This is a genomic window from Leclercia sp. UBA5958 (assembly GCF_002430365.1).
GTDB lineage: Bacteria > Pseudomonadota > Gammaproteobacteria > Enterobacterales > Enterobacteriaceae > Enterobacter > Enterobacter pneumoniae.
Genome location: NZ_DJCE01000011.1, coordinates 371,510 through 386,265 on the forward strand (window position 1 = coordinate 371,510; position 14,756 = coordinate 386,265).

At 50.9% G+C, this 14,756-nt stretch carries 13 protein-coding genes and 1 tRNA gene; 7 read left to right on the top strand and 7 right to left on the bottom strand.

Annotated elements, in window-relative coordinates:
- Window positions 1–175: 175 nt before the first annotated feature.
- The 3 genes from fadJ to B2Q93_RS17190 all read right to left on the bottom strand — a co-directional run bounded on the left by fadJ (window position 176) and on the right by B2Q93_RS17190 (window position 4,079).
- Window positions 176–2,323 (bottom strand): fatty acid oxidation complex subunit alpha FadJ, encoded by a 2,148-nt coding sequence (gene fadJ / locus B2Q93_RS17180; RefSeq protein ID WP_286933848.1) that lies wholly within the window; start codon window positions 2,321–2,323, stop codon window positions 176–178.
- On the bottom strand, window positions 2,323–3,633 hold the full coding sequence (fadI, locus tag B2Q93_RS17185) for an acetyl-CoA C-acyltransferase FadI (RefSeq protein ID WP_286933849.1): 1,311 nt from the start codon (window positions 3,631–3,633) through the stop codon (window positions 2,323–2,325). Before fadI ends, fadJ begins: the two co-directional genes overlap by 1 nt.
- Before the next feature lie 161 nt (window positions 3,634–3,794).
- Complete coding sequence (locus B2Q93_RS17190; protein ID WP_046884663.1) at window positions 3,795–4,079, bottom strand: YfcZ/YiiS family protein; 285 nt, start codon at window positions 4,077–4,079, stop codon at window positions 3,795–3,797.
- A gap of 371 nt (window positions 4,080–4,450) precedes the next feature.
- Between B2Q93_RS17190 and fadL the strand changes: the two genes are divergently transcribed.
- The gene (fadL, locus tag B2Q93_RS17195; RefSeq protein ID WP_040074613.1) at window positions 4,451–5,797 is read left to right on the top strand and encodes a long-chain fatty acid transporter FadL; all 1,347 of its coding nucleotides are present in this window, start codon (window positions 4,451–4,453) and stop codon (window positions 5,795–5,797) included.
- Between the two features lie 44 nt (window positions 5,798–5,841).
- Here fadL and mlaA read toward each other — a convergent pair whose 3' ends face one another.
- Window positions 5,842–6,594 carry a phospholipid-binding lipoprotein MlaA gene (mlaA, locus tag B2Q93_RS17200; protein WP_046884662.1) on the bottom strand — a complete coding sequence of 251 codons (753 nt, stop codon included), beginning with the start codon at window positions 6,592–6,594 and terminating at the stop codon, window positions 5,842–5,844.
- Window positions 6,595–6,908: 314 nt separating this feature from the next.
- Here mlaA and B2Q93_RS17205 point away from each other — a divergent pair, with 314 nt between their 5' ends.
- The 3 genes from B2Q93_RS17205 (at window position 6,909) to B2Q93_RS17215 (ending at window position 9,334) form a co-directional block, all read left to right on the top strand.
- Complete coding sequence (locus B2Q93_RS17205; RefSeq protein WP_046884661.1) at window positions 6,909–7,850, top strand: formate/nitrite transporter family protein; 942 nt, start codon at window positions 6,909–6,911, stop codon at window positions 7,848–7,850.
- Window positions 7,851–7,925: 75 nt separating this feature from the next.
- Window positions 7,926–8,000, top strand: a tRNA-Arg gene (locus B2Q93_RS17210).
- 164 nt (window positions 8,001–8,164) lie between these two features.
- Entirely contained in the window at window positions 8,165–9,334 is a 1,170-nt protein-coding gene (locus B2Q93_RS17215) for a tyrosine-type recombinase/integrase (RefSeq protein ID WP_286933850.1), read from the top strand.
- Window positions 9,335–9,440: 106 nt separating this feature from the next.
- Here the strand turns inward: B2Q93_RS17215 and B2Q93_RS17220 are convergent, their stop codons facing one another.
- Together B2Q93_RS17220 and B2Q93_RS17225 are read right to left on the bottom strand one after the other, a co-directional pair.
- Window positions 9,441–9,758, bottom strand: a complete 318-nt coding sequence (locus B2Q93_RS17220; RefSeq protein WP_286933851.1) for a hypothetical protein — start codon at window positions 9,756–9,758, stop codon at window positions 9,441–9,443.
- 1 nt (window position 9,759) lies between these two features.
- On the bottom strand, window positions 9,760–9,999 hold the full coding sequence (locus tag B2Q93_RS17225) for a DNA polymerase V (RefSeq protein ID WP_286933852.1): 240 nt from the start codon (window positions 9,997–9,999) through the stop codon (window positions 9,760–9,762).
- A gap of 114 nt (window positions 10,000–10,113) precedes the next feature.
- Here B2Q93_RS17225 and B2Q93_RS17230 point away from each other — a divergent pair, with 114 nt between their 5' ends.
- From B2Q93_RS17230 to B2Q93_RS17240, 3 genes are read left to right on the top strand one after another with little or no spacing between them, the layout of a single operon-like run.
- Window positions 10,114–10,467 (top strand): GtrA family protein, encoded by a 354-nt coding sequence (locus B2Q93_RS17230; RefSeq protein ID WP_286933853.1) that lies wholly within the window; start codon window positions 10,114–10,116, stop codon window positions 10,465–10,467.
- Window positions 10,468–10,476: 9 nt separating this feature from the next.
- Complete coding sequence (locus B2Q93_RS17235) at window positions 10,477–11,421, top strand: glycosyltransferase family 2 protein (protein ID WP_286933854.1); 945 nt, start codon at window positions 10,477–10,479, stop codon at window positions 11,419–11,421.
- On the top strand, window positions 11,418–12,740 hold the full coding sequence (locus B2Q93_RS17240; protein WP_286933856.1) for a DUF2142 domain-containing protein: 1,323 nt from the start codon (window positions 11,418–11,420) through the stop codon (window positions 12,738–12,740). Before B2Q93_RS17235 ends, B2Q93_RS17240 begins: the two co-directional genes overlap by 4 nt.
- Before the next feature lie 23 nt (window positions 12,741–12,763).
- Here B2Q93_RS17240 and B2Q93_RS17245 read toward each other — a convergent pair whose 3' ends face one another.
- A complete protein-coding gene (locus B2Q93_RS17245) occupies window positions 12,764–14,755 on the bottom strand; it encodes a phage head-binding domain-containing protein (RefSeq protein ID WP_286933857.1) in 1,992 nt (663 codons plus the stop codon).
- Between the last annotated feature and the right edge of the window lies 1 nt (window position 14,756).

The window sequence follows — 14,756 nt, forward strand, 5'->3', positions numbered from 1 at the left end:
GCGTTCACAACCTGCAAAAATTGCAGGGTAGCAAACCCAATGGCCGGGCATTGTGCCTGATCCCATCGTTGAATGAAACGCCGTTTTTTACCTCATCGGCGTAATTATAGTCAATGCCCGTTTACAATTTGGACAGAGACCCTTCATTCAACGAAGGATTTACTCTTCTTTGACCTTAACTTACAAGATCAGTTTCTTTTGCTGGCCAGAATTTCAGCCCCTGCGCGGCCATCTGCAATAGTGCGTCGCACGGTGCGAACCGTGGGCCATATTGCGCAGCCAGACGCTGCAACGTTGCAACCACTTCACCCGCTCCCAGCGTATCCATATACCTGAACGGGCCACCCAGGAAAGGTGGAAAACCGATACCAAACACCGCACCGATATCGCCATCCCGGGCGTTTTTGATCACACCCTCGTCAAAGCAGCGCGCCGCTTCGTTAAGCATCATCATTACGCAGCGTTCTACGCACTGCGCTGCGGAGAGTTTGCTCTGCCCCTGTGACCTAATAAGCCCATAAATCGCTGGGTCAACTTGCTTCTTGCTTTTACGCCCTTTTGCAGCGTAAAGATAGAAACCACGGCCATTTTTTCTGCCTTTGCGATCGTCATTCAAAATCGCTGCAACGATGTTTGCAGGGGCAGCAAATCGTTCACCGTAAGCACTTTCCAGTACAGGAATAATTTTAGTTCCGGTATCAATTCCTACCTCATCCAAAAGTTGGATTGGGCCGACGGGGAAACCAAATTTCACCAGTGCGTCGTCGATATGCTCGACCTTTTCCCCTTCGGTGAGTAGACGCATCGCCTCATTAATGTAGGGAGCAAGAATACGGTTCACGTAGAAACCGGCTTTATCCGCCACCACGATCGGCGTTTTTCCCTGCTTTTTCGCCAGACTGACGATAGTTGCCACGGTTTGCGGACTGGTCGCAGCGTGTGGAATCACCTCCACCAGCGGCATTTTTTCAACCGGACTAAAGAAATGGAGCCCAATCACTTGCTCCGGCCGCGCAGCAAGGGCGGCAATATCACTAATCGGCAGCGAAGAGGTATTTGACGCAAAAATCGTGTGCGGCGCGCAGTGCGCTTCAACTTCTGCCACCATCTGCTGTTTAAGAGCCAGATCTTCAAACACCGCCTCGATCACCACATCCCGGTGATGAAATCCGCTGTAGTCCGTGGTGCCGGAGATCATCCCCAGGGTTTTATCGCGCTCGCTGGCTTTGATATGGCGCCGTTTGACCTTGTTATCAAGCTGCTGCCAACTGTGCTGCAGCGCATGATTTATCCCTTTTGGATTGATGTCTTTAATACGTACTGGCACTCTGGCCTTGCTGGCGCTGACAAAGGCAATTCCCCCACCCATCAGTCCGCCTCCCAGCACGCCAACTGCATTGAGCGGACCAGGTTGAGCCTCGCTGCCGGGATCTTTTTTCAGATCGGTACTGGCAAAAAAGAGACTGCGTAACGCCTGCGATTCGGGGGTCATCGCCAGTTCACCAAAGGCTTTCGCTTCAGCGGCATAACCGCTGCTGCTGCCCTGAGCAAGACCTGTCTCCACCACCTCGAGAATGCGTTTTGCCGCCGGGTAGTTTCCTTTGGTCTTCTGCTCGGTTTTTTTACCCACCATGCTGAAGAGCAAGGTGCGCCCCAGCGGCCCGGCCAGCACACGCTCGCGCACGGGCAGAAGGCGACGGGTCGTACGCCCCTGCAGGGCGCGCTCGACGGCCGCCTCAAGCAGAATGGAGTGCGGTACCACTTCATCCACCAGCCCCGCCTTCAGCGCCTGGCGCGGACGCAGCTGCTTGCCGGTGAGGATCATCTCCAGGGCCGTGCTGACACCCACCAGACGCGGCAGACGCTGCGTGCCGCCAGAGCCGGGAAGCAGGCCGAGCTGAACTTCTGGTAAACCCAGTACCGTTTTGTTGTCGTCAGTGCAGACGCGCCCATGACATGCCAGCGCCAGCTCAAGACCACCGCCGAGACAGGCGCCGTGGATCGCGGCGATCGCCGGGATCGACAAGGCATGGATCTCGGCCATGATCTGCTGTCCCTGGCGGGCCAGATCTTCGGCAGCCTGTGCGTCAGGCGCACTGGCAATCATGTTGATATCGGCGCCGGCAATAAAGTTGTCGGGTTTGGCAGAAATGAACACCAGGCCGCGCAGCGCTTTGTTTTCACGCACCTGTTTGAGGATGGCACGCACCTGCGCGCCAAATTCGGCTTTCAGGGTATTCATCTTTTCGCCGGGGGCGTCGATGGTCACCACCGCCACGTTATCCAGCCGTACATGTAGGGTAAATGCTGTCATGTTATCCATTATTCCGCCTCCAGTACCATGGCTGCACCCAAACCACCCGCCGCGCAGGCGGTGACGAGGCCAAATCCACCACCGCGACGGCGCAGCTCGTGCAGCGTCTGGGTAATCATGCGCGCCCCGGTTGCCGCGAACGGATGTCCGTAGGCAATAGATCCACCCAGCACGTTGAATTTGCTCTCATCAACCTCGCCGGTGGCATGAGAGCGCCCCAGTACATCACGGGCGAATCGTTCGCTGGCAAGCAATTGCAGGTTCGCCAGCGTCTGGGCGGCAAACGCTTCGTGCATATCAATAAGGGTAAGATCGCCGAGGGTAAGACCCGCTCGCTCCAGCGCCAGTGGCGTGGACCAGGCAGGGCCCAGCAGCATGTCTTGCCAGACATCAATGGCGGTAAAGGCGTAGCTGCGCAGGTAGCCGAGCGGCGTGAGCCCCAGCTCTTTGGCACGAGATTCGGTCATCAGGATCACGGCGGCGGCACCATCGGTGAGCGGCGTGCTGTTTGCGGCCGTTACGGTGCCATGTTTACGATCAAAAGCCGGGCGCAGTTTGGCATAATCGGCAAGCGTTGATTGACCACGAATGTTGTTGTCTTCACTTAGCGGCTCACGGTATGGCGGGGTGTATGCCGTCATGACCTCCTGAGCCAGCTTTCCCTCCGCCCAGGCTTGCGCTGCGCGCTGATGGGAGCGATGAGCCAGCATATCCTGTTGCTCGCGGGTGATGCCGTAGGTTTTTGCCATCTGTTCGGCGGTGTCGCCCATCCGCAGACCCGTGGAGTACTCGGCAACCGCAGGGGGCACCGGAAGCAGATCGCGCAGACGCAGCCGTGAGAAGAGTTTTAAACGTTGCCCCAGGGTCCGGGCTTTGTTGGCATCTACCAGCACCCGGGCCAACGATTTACTCACGCCAATGGGGAGCACAGACGAGGAGTCAGCGCCGCCGGCAATACCGGCGCGAATGGTGCCCGCCATCAGGCTTTCGGCAATGTTAGCCACCGCCTGGAAGCTGGTGGCGCAGGCGCGGCTGACGCTGTAAGCATCGGTATGTACGTTCATACCCGTGCCCAGCACAATTTCACGGGCGATGTTTGGCGCTTCCGGCATTTGCACAACCTGGCCAAAGACCAGCTGTTCAATCACCTCGGGAGGTATTTCGCTGCGGGCAAGCATCTCCCCCACGACCATTTTTCCCAGATCGACAGCCGGTATCCCGTGAAACGCCGTTGCCTGGCGGGCAAAGGGGGTACGTAATCCACTGACAATGGCAATGCGATCGCCCTGACGGGTGATTAGCGGTAATGCCTGACTCATAACACTCCCCTGTAATGACAAAATTAAGCGCAAAGTGGTCTGACCTGATAACAGTCTTAACCAAATTTTTACATAAGCCAATCAGGAGGAAGAAAAATTGCGAGCGGTAACACAGAGAGGGAGAGAAAACGCCTCTGGAATCAGAGGCGTTGATGCGAATCTTAACGCAGCCCAAGCTGGAAAATCAGCGTTTCGGCTTCACAGGCAAAGACAAAATCGATATCCAGCTGCACGCCACCTTCAACCTCTGTAAAGGTAGGGGTGATCTGGCAAGGATCGGACTCCACGCCACGCGCGCGTTCTGTTAATGCGGCAAGGGTCTCTTCAGCCTCGGCACGGGTGTCGAACACACGGCTGTATGAGGCGGTGCAATCGGAGTTGTCCATGATGGTGCCAACATCCATACAGCAGCAAACCGGGGTTTCATCAGCACTGCATTTACTCATAGTCGCTTTCCTCTCTTTTCGCGCAGGGCGCGAGCTAAACACGATGCTGATATTTTACTCCCCGGGGAATCCGCTCTCCAGTCGTTAATGGCGTAAAGCGCGACCCTGACGCTTTATCCCACTTAAAAATGATCTAAAACAAAAATCACCCATTCGGAGGAGTCCGATGGGCGGCAAAATTGCCAGCCAGATCCCGTTTCGAAAAACATGTTGTGCGAAATTAATAAACATACTTGCAACATTCCATCTGGTCAGACCTATACTCTCGCCACTGGTCTGATTTCTAAGTGTTACCTCAGACCCTACACTTCGCGCTCCTGTTACTCTATGTAACAAAAATTGCATAAAAATAACTCAATGAGGTTATGGTCATGAGCCAGAAAACCCTGTTTAAAAAAACTGCGTTAGCAGTCGCAGTGGCAATCGTCTCCACCTCCGCCTGGTCAGCGGGCTTCCAGCTTAACGAATTCTCTTCCTCGGGCCTTGGCCGTGCCTATTCCGGGGAAGGTGCAATCGCTGACGACGCAGGTAACGTGAGCCGTAACCCGGCCCTGATTACCCTGTTCGACCGTCCGACCTTCTCGATCGGTGCCGTTTATATCGATCCGGATGTTGACGTAAAAGGTAACTCAGCCCTGACGGGCAGTGCCAACCAGGACAATATTGCCCCGGTAGCCTGGGTGCCGAATATGCACTTCGTTATGCCAATCAATGAACAGTTTGGCTGGGGCGCATCCGTAACCTCTAACTATGGTCTGGCAACCGAATTTAATAATAATTATGGTGCCGGGATTTACGGCGGTAAAACCGATCTGACTACCGTGAACCTGAATCTGAGCGGTGCCTATCGTCTGAATAATAGCTGGAGCTTCGGTCTTGGTTTCGATGCCGTTTACGCGAAGGCCAAAATTGAGCGCTACGCAGGTTCCCTGGGTCCACTGCTGGCTGGCGGCTTGCAACAGCAGGGTGTCCCTTCCCAGCTAGTTGACGGTATCAACTCTCCGGACGATCAGATTGCTCACCTGAAAGGGGATGAGTGGGGCTATGGCTGGAACGCCGGTATCCTCTATGAGCTGGATAAAAACAACCGTTGGGGCCTGACCTATCGCTCTGAAGTGAAAATCGACTTCGACGGCGACTACAAGAGTTCTATCAATCCGGCGTTAAGCTCAATCTTCGCCAGCATGGGGATGACTCAGCTGCCAGCGGGCACCGGCGGCAGAACCGTTAACGGCTCCCTGACCCTGAATCTTCCGGAAATGTGGGAAGTTTCGGGTTATAACCGCGTTGCGCCGCAATGGGCGATTCACTACAGCCTGGCATACACCAGCTGGAGTCAGTTCCAGGAGCTGAAAGCGAAAGGCGACAATGGCCAGGTGCTGTTCCAGAAGGACGAAGGCTTTAAAGATGCCTATCGTATCGCGCTGGGTACCACTTATTATTACGATAAAAACTGGACCTTCCGCACCGGTATTGCCTTCGATGACAGCCCGGTTCCGGCTGACAAACGCTCTATCTCCATTCCTGACCAGGATCGTCTGTGGCTGAGTGCCGGTATGACGTATGCCTTCAACGATGATGCCTCTATCGACGTCGGTGCATCTTATATGCACGGCCAGAAAGTGAGCTTCACCGAAGGTGAAGGCGCTGCGGCTTACGACTTCAAATCTGAAGGGAAAGCCTGGCTGTTCGGTACGAACTTTAACTACGCGTTCTGATTTCGCGCAGGCAGTAAAAAAGGTGAGCTTAGCTCACCTTTTTTTTATTCCGCATCAATCTCGGATAGGTTGTTCTCGATCGCCTTGGCGTTCGGGTTCTCTTCCGGCTTCAACTTACCGCCGCTGGCAATAAAGTCGTGATTCTGGAAGTACGCCTCACGCACCAGAATGTACGGATCGGAAGACTGACGCAGCAGCCCATCGGAATCCAGCAGCTGCGCGCGGCTTTCAACACCTTCAAGGGTCCACTTACCGATAGAGAGTGGCCAGGTAAGCCAGGAGAGCACTGGGTAAAGGGTATCGACCATATCACCGCCATCCTCACGCAGCGTAAAGCTGCCATAGAATGGCAAATGGACGTACGGGCCGTAACCCACATCGTAATGCCCAAGCGTACTACCGAAACGGTGCGGCTGTTCACGCTGCAGTTTAGGATTAGCCATCCCCGCCACGTCAATAAAGCCCCCCATCCCCAGCAAGGTATTCAGGAAGAAGCGGGTGAAATGCACCATGCCCTGATAGGGATCGCCCTGCAGGAAATAGTTCGCCATCACGGCAGGCTCTTCAAGGTTGCTGGTGAAGTTGCTCAGACCGTTACGGGCCGGCTGAGGGACGTAATCACGCCAGGCGACCGCCACGGGACGGACGACATAAGGATCCAGCACGTTGTAGTTGAAGCTGTACATAGAGCGGTTAAACCCTTCGAACGGGTCCGAGCGCCCCTGCTGCTCTCCGGAACTGGCACACCCCACTAGCAAAGTCGTGCCCAGCGCAAGCGCCGATAGCCGAAGTTTCATAGGTTTCTCCCTGTTAAGTATGGCCATCGTTGATTGCCATCCGCAACGAAGCGTTTGCGCTCCGTCTGTAAACATGCAGGTGATTGTATCAGCACGTTTATCGATGTCCACGAACACAATTACGGGCAGGAATCATCATCTTTATGATTTCAGAATAGCCTGGCTTAGCATTTTCGATCGCCGCCGATTTTAACTCTGCTTTAAAGAAGATGTATTGGCTTTATAAGCTTTAGAAGAATTTCGGAGCTTCCCCAAGGGATACGGGCAAAAAGTCGCTACGCTTAATAGATAAGAACCCCGTCAGGAGCAGCGAAATGGATGAATTAAAAGAAGAGAAAATTGATGAGCATACCGAAGATTTGGAAGTCGAAAGTGAAGAGAAAAGTCGGGGCAAAAAAATAGAGGTCGACGAGGAACATCTTCCGTCTCGGGCGATGGCGATTCATGAGCACATTCGCCAGGATGGTGAAAAAGAGATGGAACGCGATGCGATGGCCCTCTTCTGGTCGGCTATCGCCGCGGGGCTATCGATGGGCGCGTCTCTGCTGGCGAAAGGGATTTTCCACGTACAGCTTGACGGCGTGCCGGGTGCTTTTCTGCTGGAAAACCTCGGCTACACCTTTGGTTTTATTATCGTCATTATGGCGCGTCAGCAACTCTTTACCGAAAACACCGTCACCGCCGTTCTGCCCGTTATGCAGAGCCCGACATGGAGCAACTTTGGCCTGTTGATGCGGTTGTGGAGCGTGGTACTGCTGGGGAATATCGTCGGGACCGGGATAGCGGCCTGGGCGTTTGAATATATGCCCATTTTTGATGAAGAGACGCGAGATGCTTTTGTCAAAATTGGTATGGACGTGATGAAGAATACTCCGCTGGAGATGTTCTCCAACGCGATTATTTCCGGCTGGATCATCGCCACCATGGTGTGGATGTTTCCCTCTGCTGGCTCGGCGAAAATCGTGGTCATTATTCTGATGACCTGGCTAATTGCGCTGGCCGATACGACGCATATCGTGGTTGGCGCCGTTGAAATTCTCTACCTGGTTTTCAATGGGACAATCCCCTGGACGGAATTTTTCTGGCCATTCGCTCTGCCAACTCTGGCGGGAAATATCTGCGGCGGCACCTTTATTTTTGCTCTGCTGAGCCATGCGCAAATCCGTAACGACATGTCAAATAAGCGCAAGGCCGAAGCCAAAGCGAAAGAACAGGAGTTGCAGGAAAGCGGGAAAGACGCAAAAAAATCAACCTGAATGGCGACTCTTTAAGCAGTCGGGCGGCCACGCGCTTAACGCAAAGTGTAAATGACGTTATACTCGTGCCGCCTCGTCCCCTTAGTTAAATGGATATAACGAGCCCCTCCTAAGGGCTAGTTGCAGGTTCGATTCCTGCAGGGGACACCACATTTCCATTACCTCACATTTCCTGAAGTTACCAAGACCCCTCTCACAGCAACCGCCTTAGCCACCTCGACATTACCTGACGTTACCCGGCATGTGTTGACTCCACTAAACTTTTGCGGGCATATTGCGGGCATAGTCAAAAATGACCACGGAATTATGCCCACATGCTTACGGTAAAGCAGATCGACGCAGCTAAGCCTGCGGAAAAATCATATCGCCTGGCTGATGCTGGCGGCCTATTCCTGTTCGTACCTCCGTCAGGAAAAAAGGTGTGGCGCATGCGTTACCGCTTCGACGGCAAAGAAAAGACGTTTGTAATCGGGCCCTATCCTGAAATCTCCCTCACCGAAGCCAGGGCGAAACAGTCTGAGGCAAAAATGAAGTTGCTCTCAGGCATAGACCCGGCAGAGCAGAAGCAGGCAATAAAGAAGAAAGAGAAAGAGGATGTCACTGATTCGTTCGGGGATATCTTCAAAGAGTGGCATGCCCACAAATCAAAAGTGTGGTCCAAAGGATACGCCGACGAGATGATGAGCATGTTTACTGACGACGTACTGCCGATCATCGGACATTTGCGAATGGAGGAAGTAGAGCCCATGGTCCTGTTGAAGGTTATCCGGCTTTTCGAGGACAGGGGCGCAATGGAACGCGCTGATAAGGCTAGGAGAAGGTGCGGCGAGGTTTTCAGTTATGCTATCGTAACTGGCAGGGCTAAATACAATCCATCGAGGGACCTTTCCGGCGCGATGCGTGGTTACAGGAAGAAGAACTACCCTTTTCTTCCAATGCACCGCATACACGAATTCCAGAGGTCTTTAAATGGATATGGCGGGTGGGTTGTCACTAAAACGGCTGCGCAGATCCTTCACTACACAGCAATGCGCACAGTGGAATTGCGTTCGCTGGTATGGTCGGGAATAGATTATGAAAACAGGTTAATTACTGTTGATCCTGAGGTCATGAAGGGAAGAAAGCTTCATATCGTTCCAATGTCGGACCAGGTTATCGAACTATTCCGTTTTCTGCAAAAAATTACCGGCCAATACGAGTTGTGTTTCCCGGGGCGCAGTGACAGGAAGAAGCCTGTTAGTGAAAATGCCGTGCTCGGGGTGATAAGGAGTATAGGATACGCAGGAGAGACCAGCGGCCACGGTATGCGGCACCAGTTCAGCACGGTGCTGAATGAGAAGCACTGGAATAGCGACGCTATCGAGATGCAGCTGGCGCACGTCAGCGGAGGAACCCGGTCTGTGTACAACCATGCCGCCTATCTCGATACTCGTCGCGAGATGATGCAGTTCTGGGCTGACTGGCTTGATGAAAAGGTTTCTTAATTTGCGTAGCTCCTTCCAGTAATGAAGCCTACCCATTTACAAGCAGCGCACCTGAGATCACAATCGCTACCGATCCGTTTGTAAGATTTCAGGTGCGCACCACTTCTTATACCGGGCAGTCATCACTACCCAGAGCCCGGTTGATAAAATATGTCACCCTACCCATCACTTCAGCCTCTTCCATGGCCTCACCTTCTATCGCCTCACCATCACTCGTTATCAGCGCCCTGCCCTGCATCTTTGCAAACTGAGTGCTGCTGCCAATGAGTATCAGCAATACCTCTCCATCCCGTAACCTGCGAACCGGCTCAATGACGGCGTAACCGTCCGCTGTCTCGACGATTCTGCTATCGCCGGTCATGCACAGACCAGCAGGCGTAAGACGCTGCTCAATAAAATCCATTGCTGGCGAAGGAAATCCCATGTCACAGCCCTCCGTTCGGGTTGTAGAGCATGAACAAGCGGTTCTCTCCCTCGTTAGGTGAGATGTCCTTGAAGGTGGTGACGTAATGCTCTATCCACTGGTTGGCCTCATGCAGAGACCAGTTCCAGTTCACCTTAGCGAGCTGGGTAACAAAGTCCTGCGTGGAAACTGTCTGGCGCCCGTTAGGCTCTCTCTTGATGGCTGCCTTGAACGCGCCTGGTATTTCGTATCTGCGTGGCATAAATTTCCCTCCCGTAATAACTGTATACATATACAGTATCGCAAGGGTTTATGGTCGATCAACCAGGAATAGGATGATAGACTTCTCGCCACACTAAAATCATTGATTTAGAAAATGTTAAAAATATTCTCACGGTATGTGTCGATAGGGGTGATCAACACTCTCATCCACTGGGGTGTTTTCGCGCTGCTAATGCACCTGCTTAACACTGGTCAGTCTGTCGCCAATCTTGCCGGCTTCTGTGTGGCTGTTACTTTTAGTTTTTTTATGAATGCTAAATACACATTCAAGGCGGAGGCCACAGGGTTAAGGTATATAATTTTTGTATCTTTCATGGGGTTCTTGGCTTTCGCGACAGGAAAGATTGCAGACCATTTTTCCATCCCTGGAATAGCCACGCTTATCTTCTTCTCTGGTACAAGCCTTGTGCTTGGATTTATCTATTCAAAGTTCGTAGTTTTCAAATAGGAATTGAACATGTACAGCAATAAAAAAATTGCAGTGGTCATCCCATGCTATAACGAGGCCGCAGCCATCGGGAAAGTAATCACTGATTTCAGAATGCACTTACCTGATGCTGACATTTATGTGTTTGATAATAACTCAACCGACTTCACTGCAGAGGTTGCTGCCAGAGAGGGCGCGATCGTAAGGCATGTAGGCTATAGAGGTAAGGGTAACGTTGTACGTCGTATGTTTGCCGATGTTAATGCAGACATTTACGTTATGGTCGATGGAGATGACACCTACGAGGCTGCAGCGGCTCCAGCTATGATTAAGCGGCTTCTTGCCGATCATCTGGATATGGTGGTAGGTACAAGGGTTGAGAATGGAGATGAGAAAACCTACCGCCCTGGGCATCGCTTTGGAAATAAAATGCTGACTGGTGCGGTGTCGAAAATATTTAAAGGCTCTTTCAAAGACATGCTGTCTGGATACAGAGTATTCAGCCGTCGATACGCAAAATCATTTCCATGCCAGTCTCACGGCTTTGAAATAGAAACTGAGCTAACTATTCACGCGCTTGAATTGCGCATGCGCATAGGGGAAGTTCCTACCGCATATGGTGAAAGGCCAGAAGGTTCTCTCAGTAAACTATCAACCTATAAAGATGGCATTAAAATACTTAAGACTATCATCCAGCTTTATGCCTACGAACGTCCGTTACTTTTTTATAGCCTTGTCGCCGCTTTCTTCGCATTCATATCTTTAATGATTGGCGCCCCGGTAGTTGCTGATTTTGTAGAGATGGGCATTGTTCCAAAACTCCCTTCAGCAATAGCTGCTGCGTCTGTGATGGTGATGGCTATGCTATGCCTTGGATGTGCCATTATTTCGCACCTGATCACAGTGTGTAGAAGGGAAGCGAAATACCTTTCTTACCTTAGCTATAACTGCGAATCAAAAGGGAGTGAGAAGTGAGCGTAACATCCTTCCTAAACAAGAATGTTATTTTCCTGTGCGCGGCAATATTTGCTTTCATGATGATATCTTTCGCGACTCCACCCATGCAGTCACCTGACGAGGGCGCCCATTTCAAGCGTGCAGCTCTGCTGACTCAGGGCGTCATCGTTATGGGGCATGAGGATGGACTTAGATCAGGTGGGCATATTTCCGTTGGCCTGGATAATTTTATCCGTGACGCAAATGGCATCGGAAAGGGCGATGCGTCATCTGTTGAAGGAATGCTTAATAAATACAGGTGGGAAGATGAGACCAGATATAGCATAGCTTACAACACTGCTTACAACTTCCCGTTAGTATACCTTCCCCAGGCGGTGTCGCTTTTCATTGGGGAGGCTTTGAATTTCAGGATCACTGATACATATTATCTGGCAAGGGTGATTACGTTTGCCTGCTCGATGCTAATCCTCGCGGCTGCATGGAGCATCTACAGGTTCCCTACTCCAGTTATAGCTCTGTTAATATTGCCAATGGCAATGTTCCAGATAGCTTCTCCTGTGCTGGACTCAATCACGATAAGCTTAACTGTTTTGATGATGTGCATCTTCTGCCAGTCGCGAATAAAGGAGATAAGCACAGGTCTGTTCTTTACCCTTGCTGCATGTTGCTTCCTTGTTTCCACAAGCAAAGCTAACATGTTACCAGTGTGTGCACTTCCATTTTTCACCAGGGTAAACATCAGGGCAGCATATAAATACATTATTGCTGGCTTACCCTTGATAATGTCCATCCTGTGGATCATTATTGCCCTTTCAAACACCAATGATGCTGGCGTCCATCATCCTGGGTACTCACAGGGCGATGTAATGAAGTATTACATTAAACATCCTGTTGAAACTCTAATTATCGTCTTCAACACTATCACCAATGCGACATTAATCGATTTCTATTATCGCTCTTTTATCGGCGTTCTTGGCCCGTTGGATGTGTTCCTAAGCGATAATCATTATAAACTCCTTAGTTTGTTGTTTGTGGCATCGATTGCGCTAGCTATGCTGACAACCAGACAAGGCGGGATTAGCTACTCTGCGCTTGTGATCTCCATTTGCTCCATCGGGCTCATCTTTTGTGCGTTACTTGTGCAATGGACTGAATTCCCTGCAGTTAAGATTAATGGCATTCAGGGTCGATATTTCATCTGCCCTGCAATAATATTCCTGTTCTGCTTCAATGAGTCTAAATTTGGACGCATAGTAAACAAACGAATCACCTTGCCTGTGATATTTGTTGCATCGCTCTATGCGTCGGTGACGTCTCTAATCTATTTCTACTTTTGAACAAAAGGGGCTTGCGCCCCTTTTTAATTAGACCGGTCCTCTGACTTCAAAGTTACCCTGAAGTTCAGCGTATTAGCTAATGTTGCGCTGCCAACGTATTTAAACACAATGTTCACGTTATCAACGTTTTGAACGATTATAGATGAGTTAGTGGCCCCCAAAACATCTGCCGTATCGAATACAACCACGGACATCTCCGAAGGCGATCGGTACAGGCCGTGTGCGTAAGAAAGCTTGCCTCCTGTGACAGTTCCAATAGGGAATGACTGAGCTACGTTAGTCTTTCTGGTAGCAACCCCAGTGATATCTTTTATTGACCGCGGCTGGAATTCAATGGCGCTGGTAATTGGTAACAAAGTACCTGACCAGTTACCACCCCTGACAGATACACCGTTGCTAGCGTCCTTAAGCCTGAGGTAATAGCCTTGTGTTACCACTGTAAAGTCTTCGATTAAAACGTTGGTGGTGTCAGATAATCGGAGGTCACAGAACATGCTATTGCCGGCCGTGTAGAACTTACCGCTAAGAACCAAATTTTCTAACGTTGAAGATGCTGCGCCATAGAAGCATGCAGTTGTTGGGTTTCTGTGATGGCCCTTAATGATCACATCTCGGCATAAGTTATAGAACATGACATCATAAGGACAACCATCAAAGACGTGGTCATTGATAGTCACACCAACCGCATTTGAAAGCCTTACCCCCGCAGTGCTCACGTTAGCGCACAATAATGAGTGAATGGTCAGTTGGTGCATTGGTTGCCCATTACCACTACCAATAACCTCCAGGCCATACGTGGACTCACCCAGGAGTGCTTTTTGGATCGTTATTGCCCTGCCATTGTTAACTAATAGGGAGGAATTTGTTCTGTCCTGACCGATAGCCAGCGTGCCTATGTGACAGTTGGTGAGGTTATTAAACGTGACCGTCGGAGTCCCCGATCCTTTTGAACCAGCCTCCCAATAAACTACGCTTAAATCTGTTATTCCATCTAAAACACTTCCATGATAATCCCAGTTTGTATTAGCGAAACTGATACAACCAAAAGCGTCGGTGCCCTGCAAATACATAGCCTGACCACAAGTATCATTACCTGTTGTGATGTCGAGGTCTATAAAGCTTTGCTTCACAGGGCCTGAAGATTTAGTTCTCAGCACCCGCCCTGGGTAGCCTACCGCCCTTATCTTAAGCTTGCACGCTCTGTTACCCGCGAATACTATTGCCTGCTGGCAACCTATTGGATCCGCTGATTGATAATCAGGAATGCTCCCCGGAATATACCCACCACCAGTGATGTTGAACTCAAAAGAACCATACATCCCGCCAGAGATAGTGATCATATCTCCGGTGGTGCTGAGATGAGTCAAGCTTCCTTCGCATAAAATGCGAGCGTTTCTGCTTAAATCTCCATTCAATGTAAGAGTTGCAGATGTAATACCAAAAACGCCGTCATGAGGGATTACAAGCGTTCTGTTTGATGCAGAAGAAAGCCAGTTAAAGGCGTTTTGCAAAGCAACCGTCCAGTCATCGCCGACAGCGCCAGCAAAGTCTCTCAATGACACCCTCTCATAATTTTTATCGTGCTGAGTTCTGGCTATTCCATTTACTGGAGGCTGGTTAACTGCGACAAGCGCATCTCCACCTCCTGGGGACCCACTGGCCAACTGCGTTCTTAATTGGTCTGGGTCATACATTAATACATTGGGGATGTAGTCTACCTGAGCGCCGTAAGCATCATACACAGCCAGGCTGTGGCCTTTGACGGTAACAACTTTTACCAAATTGCCAGAATATACGATTTTACCTGCACCATTAATCAGCAATGGCTGAGGTATCTGTATGTGCGAACCATCTTCATTTTCAAGATAGACAGGGATCTGATTTGCAGGGAGGGTAGGGTCTGTGTCGATAACACCAACATAAATCCTCCCATTTGCCACCGCTTTAAATGATCTGGAATCGGTAAAAATAGGGCGAGGGTTACTCACCACTACGTTAGCATTTATATCTGACATT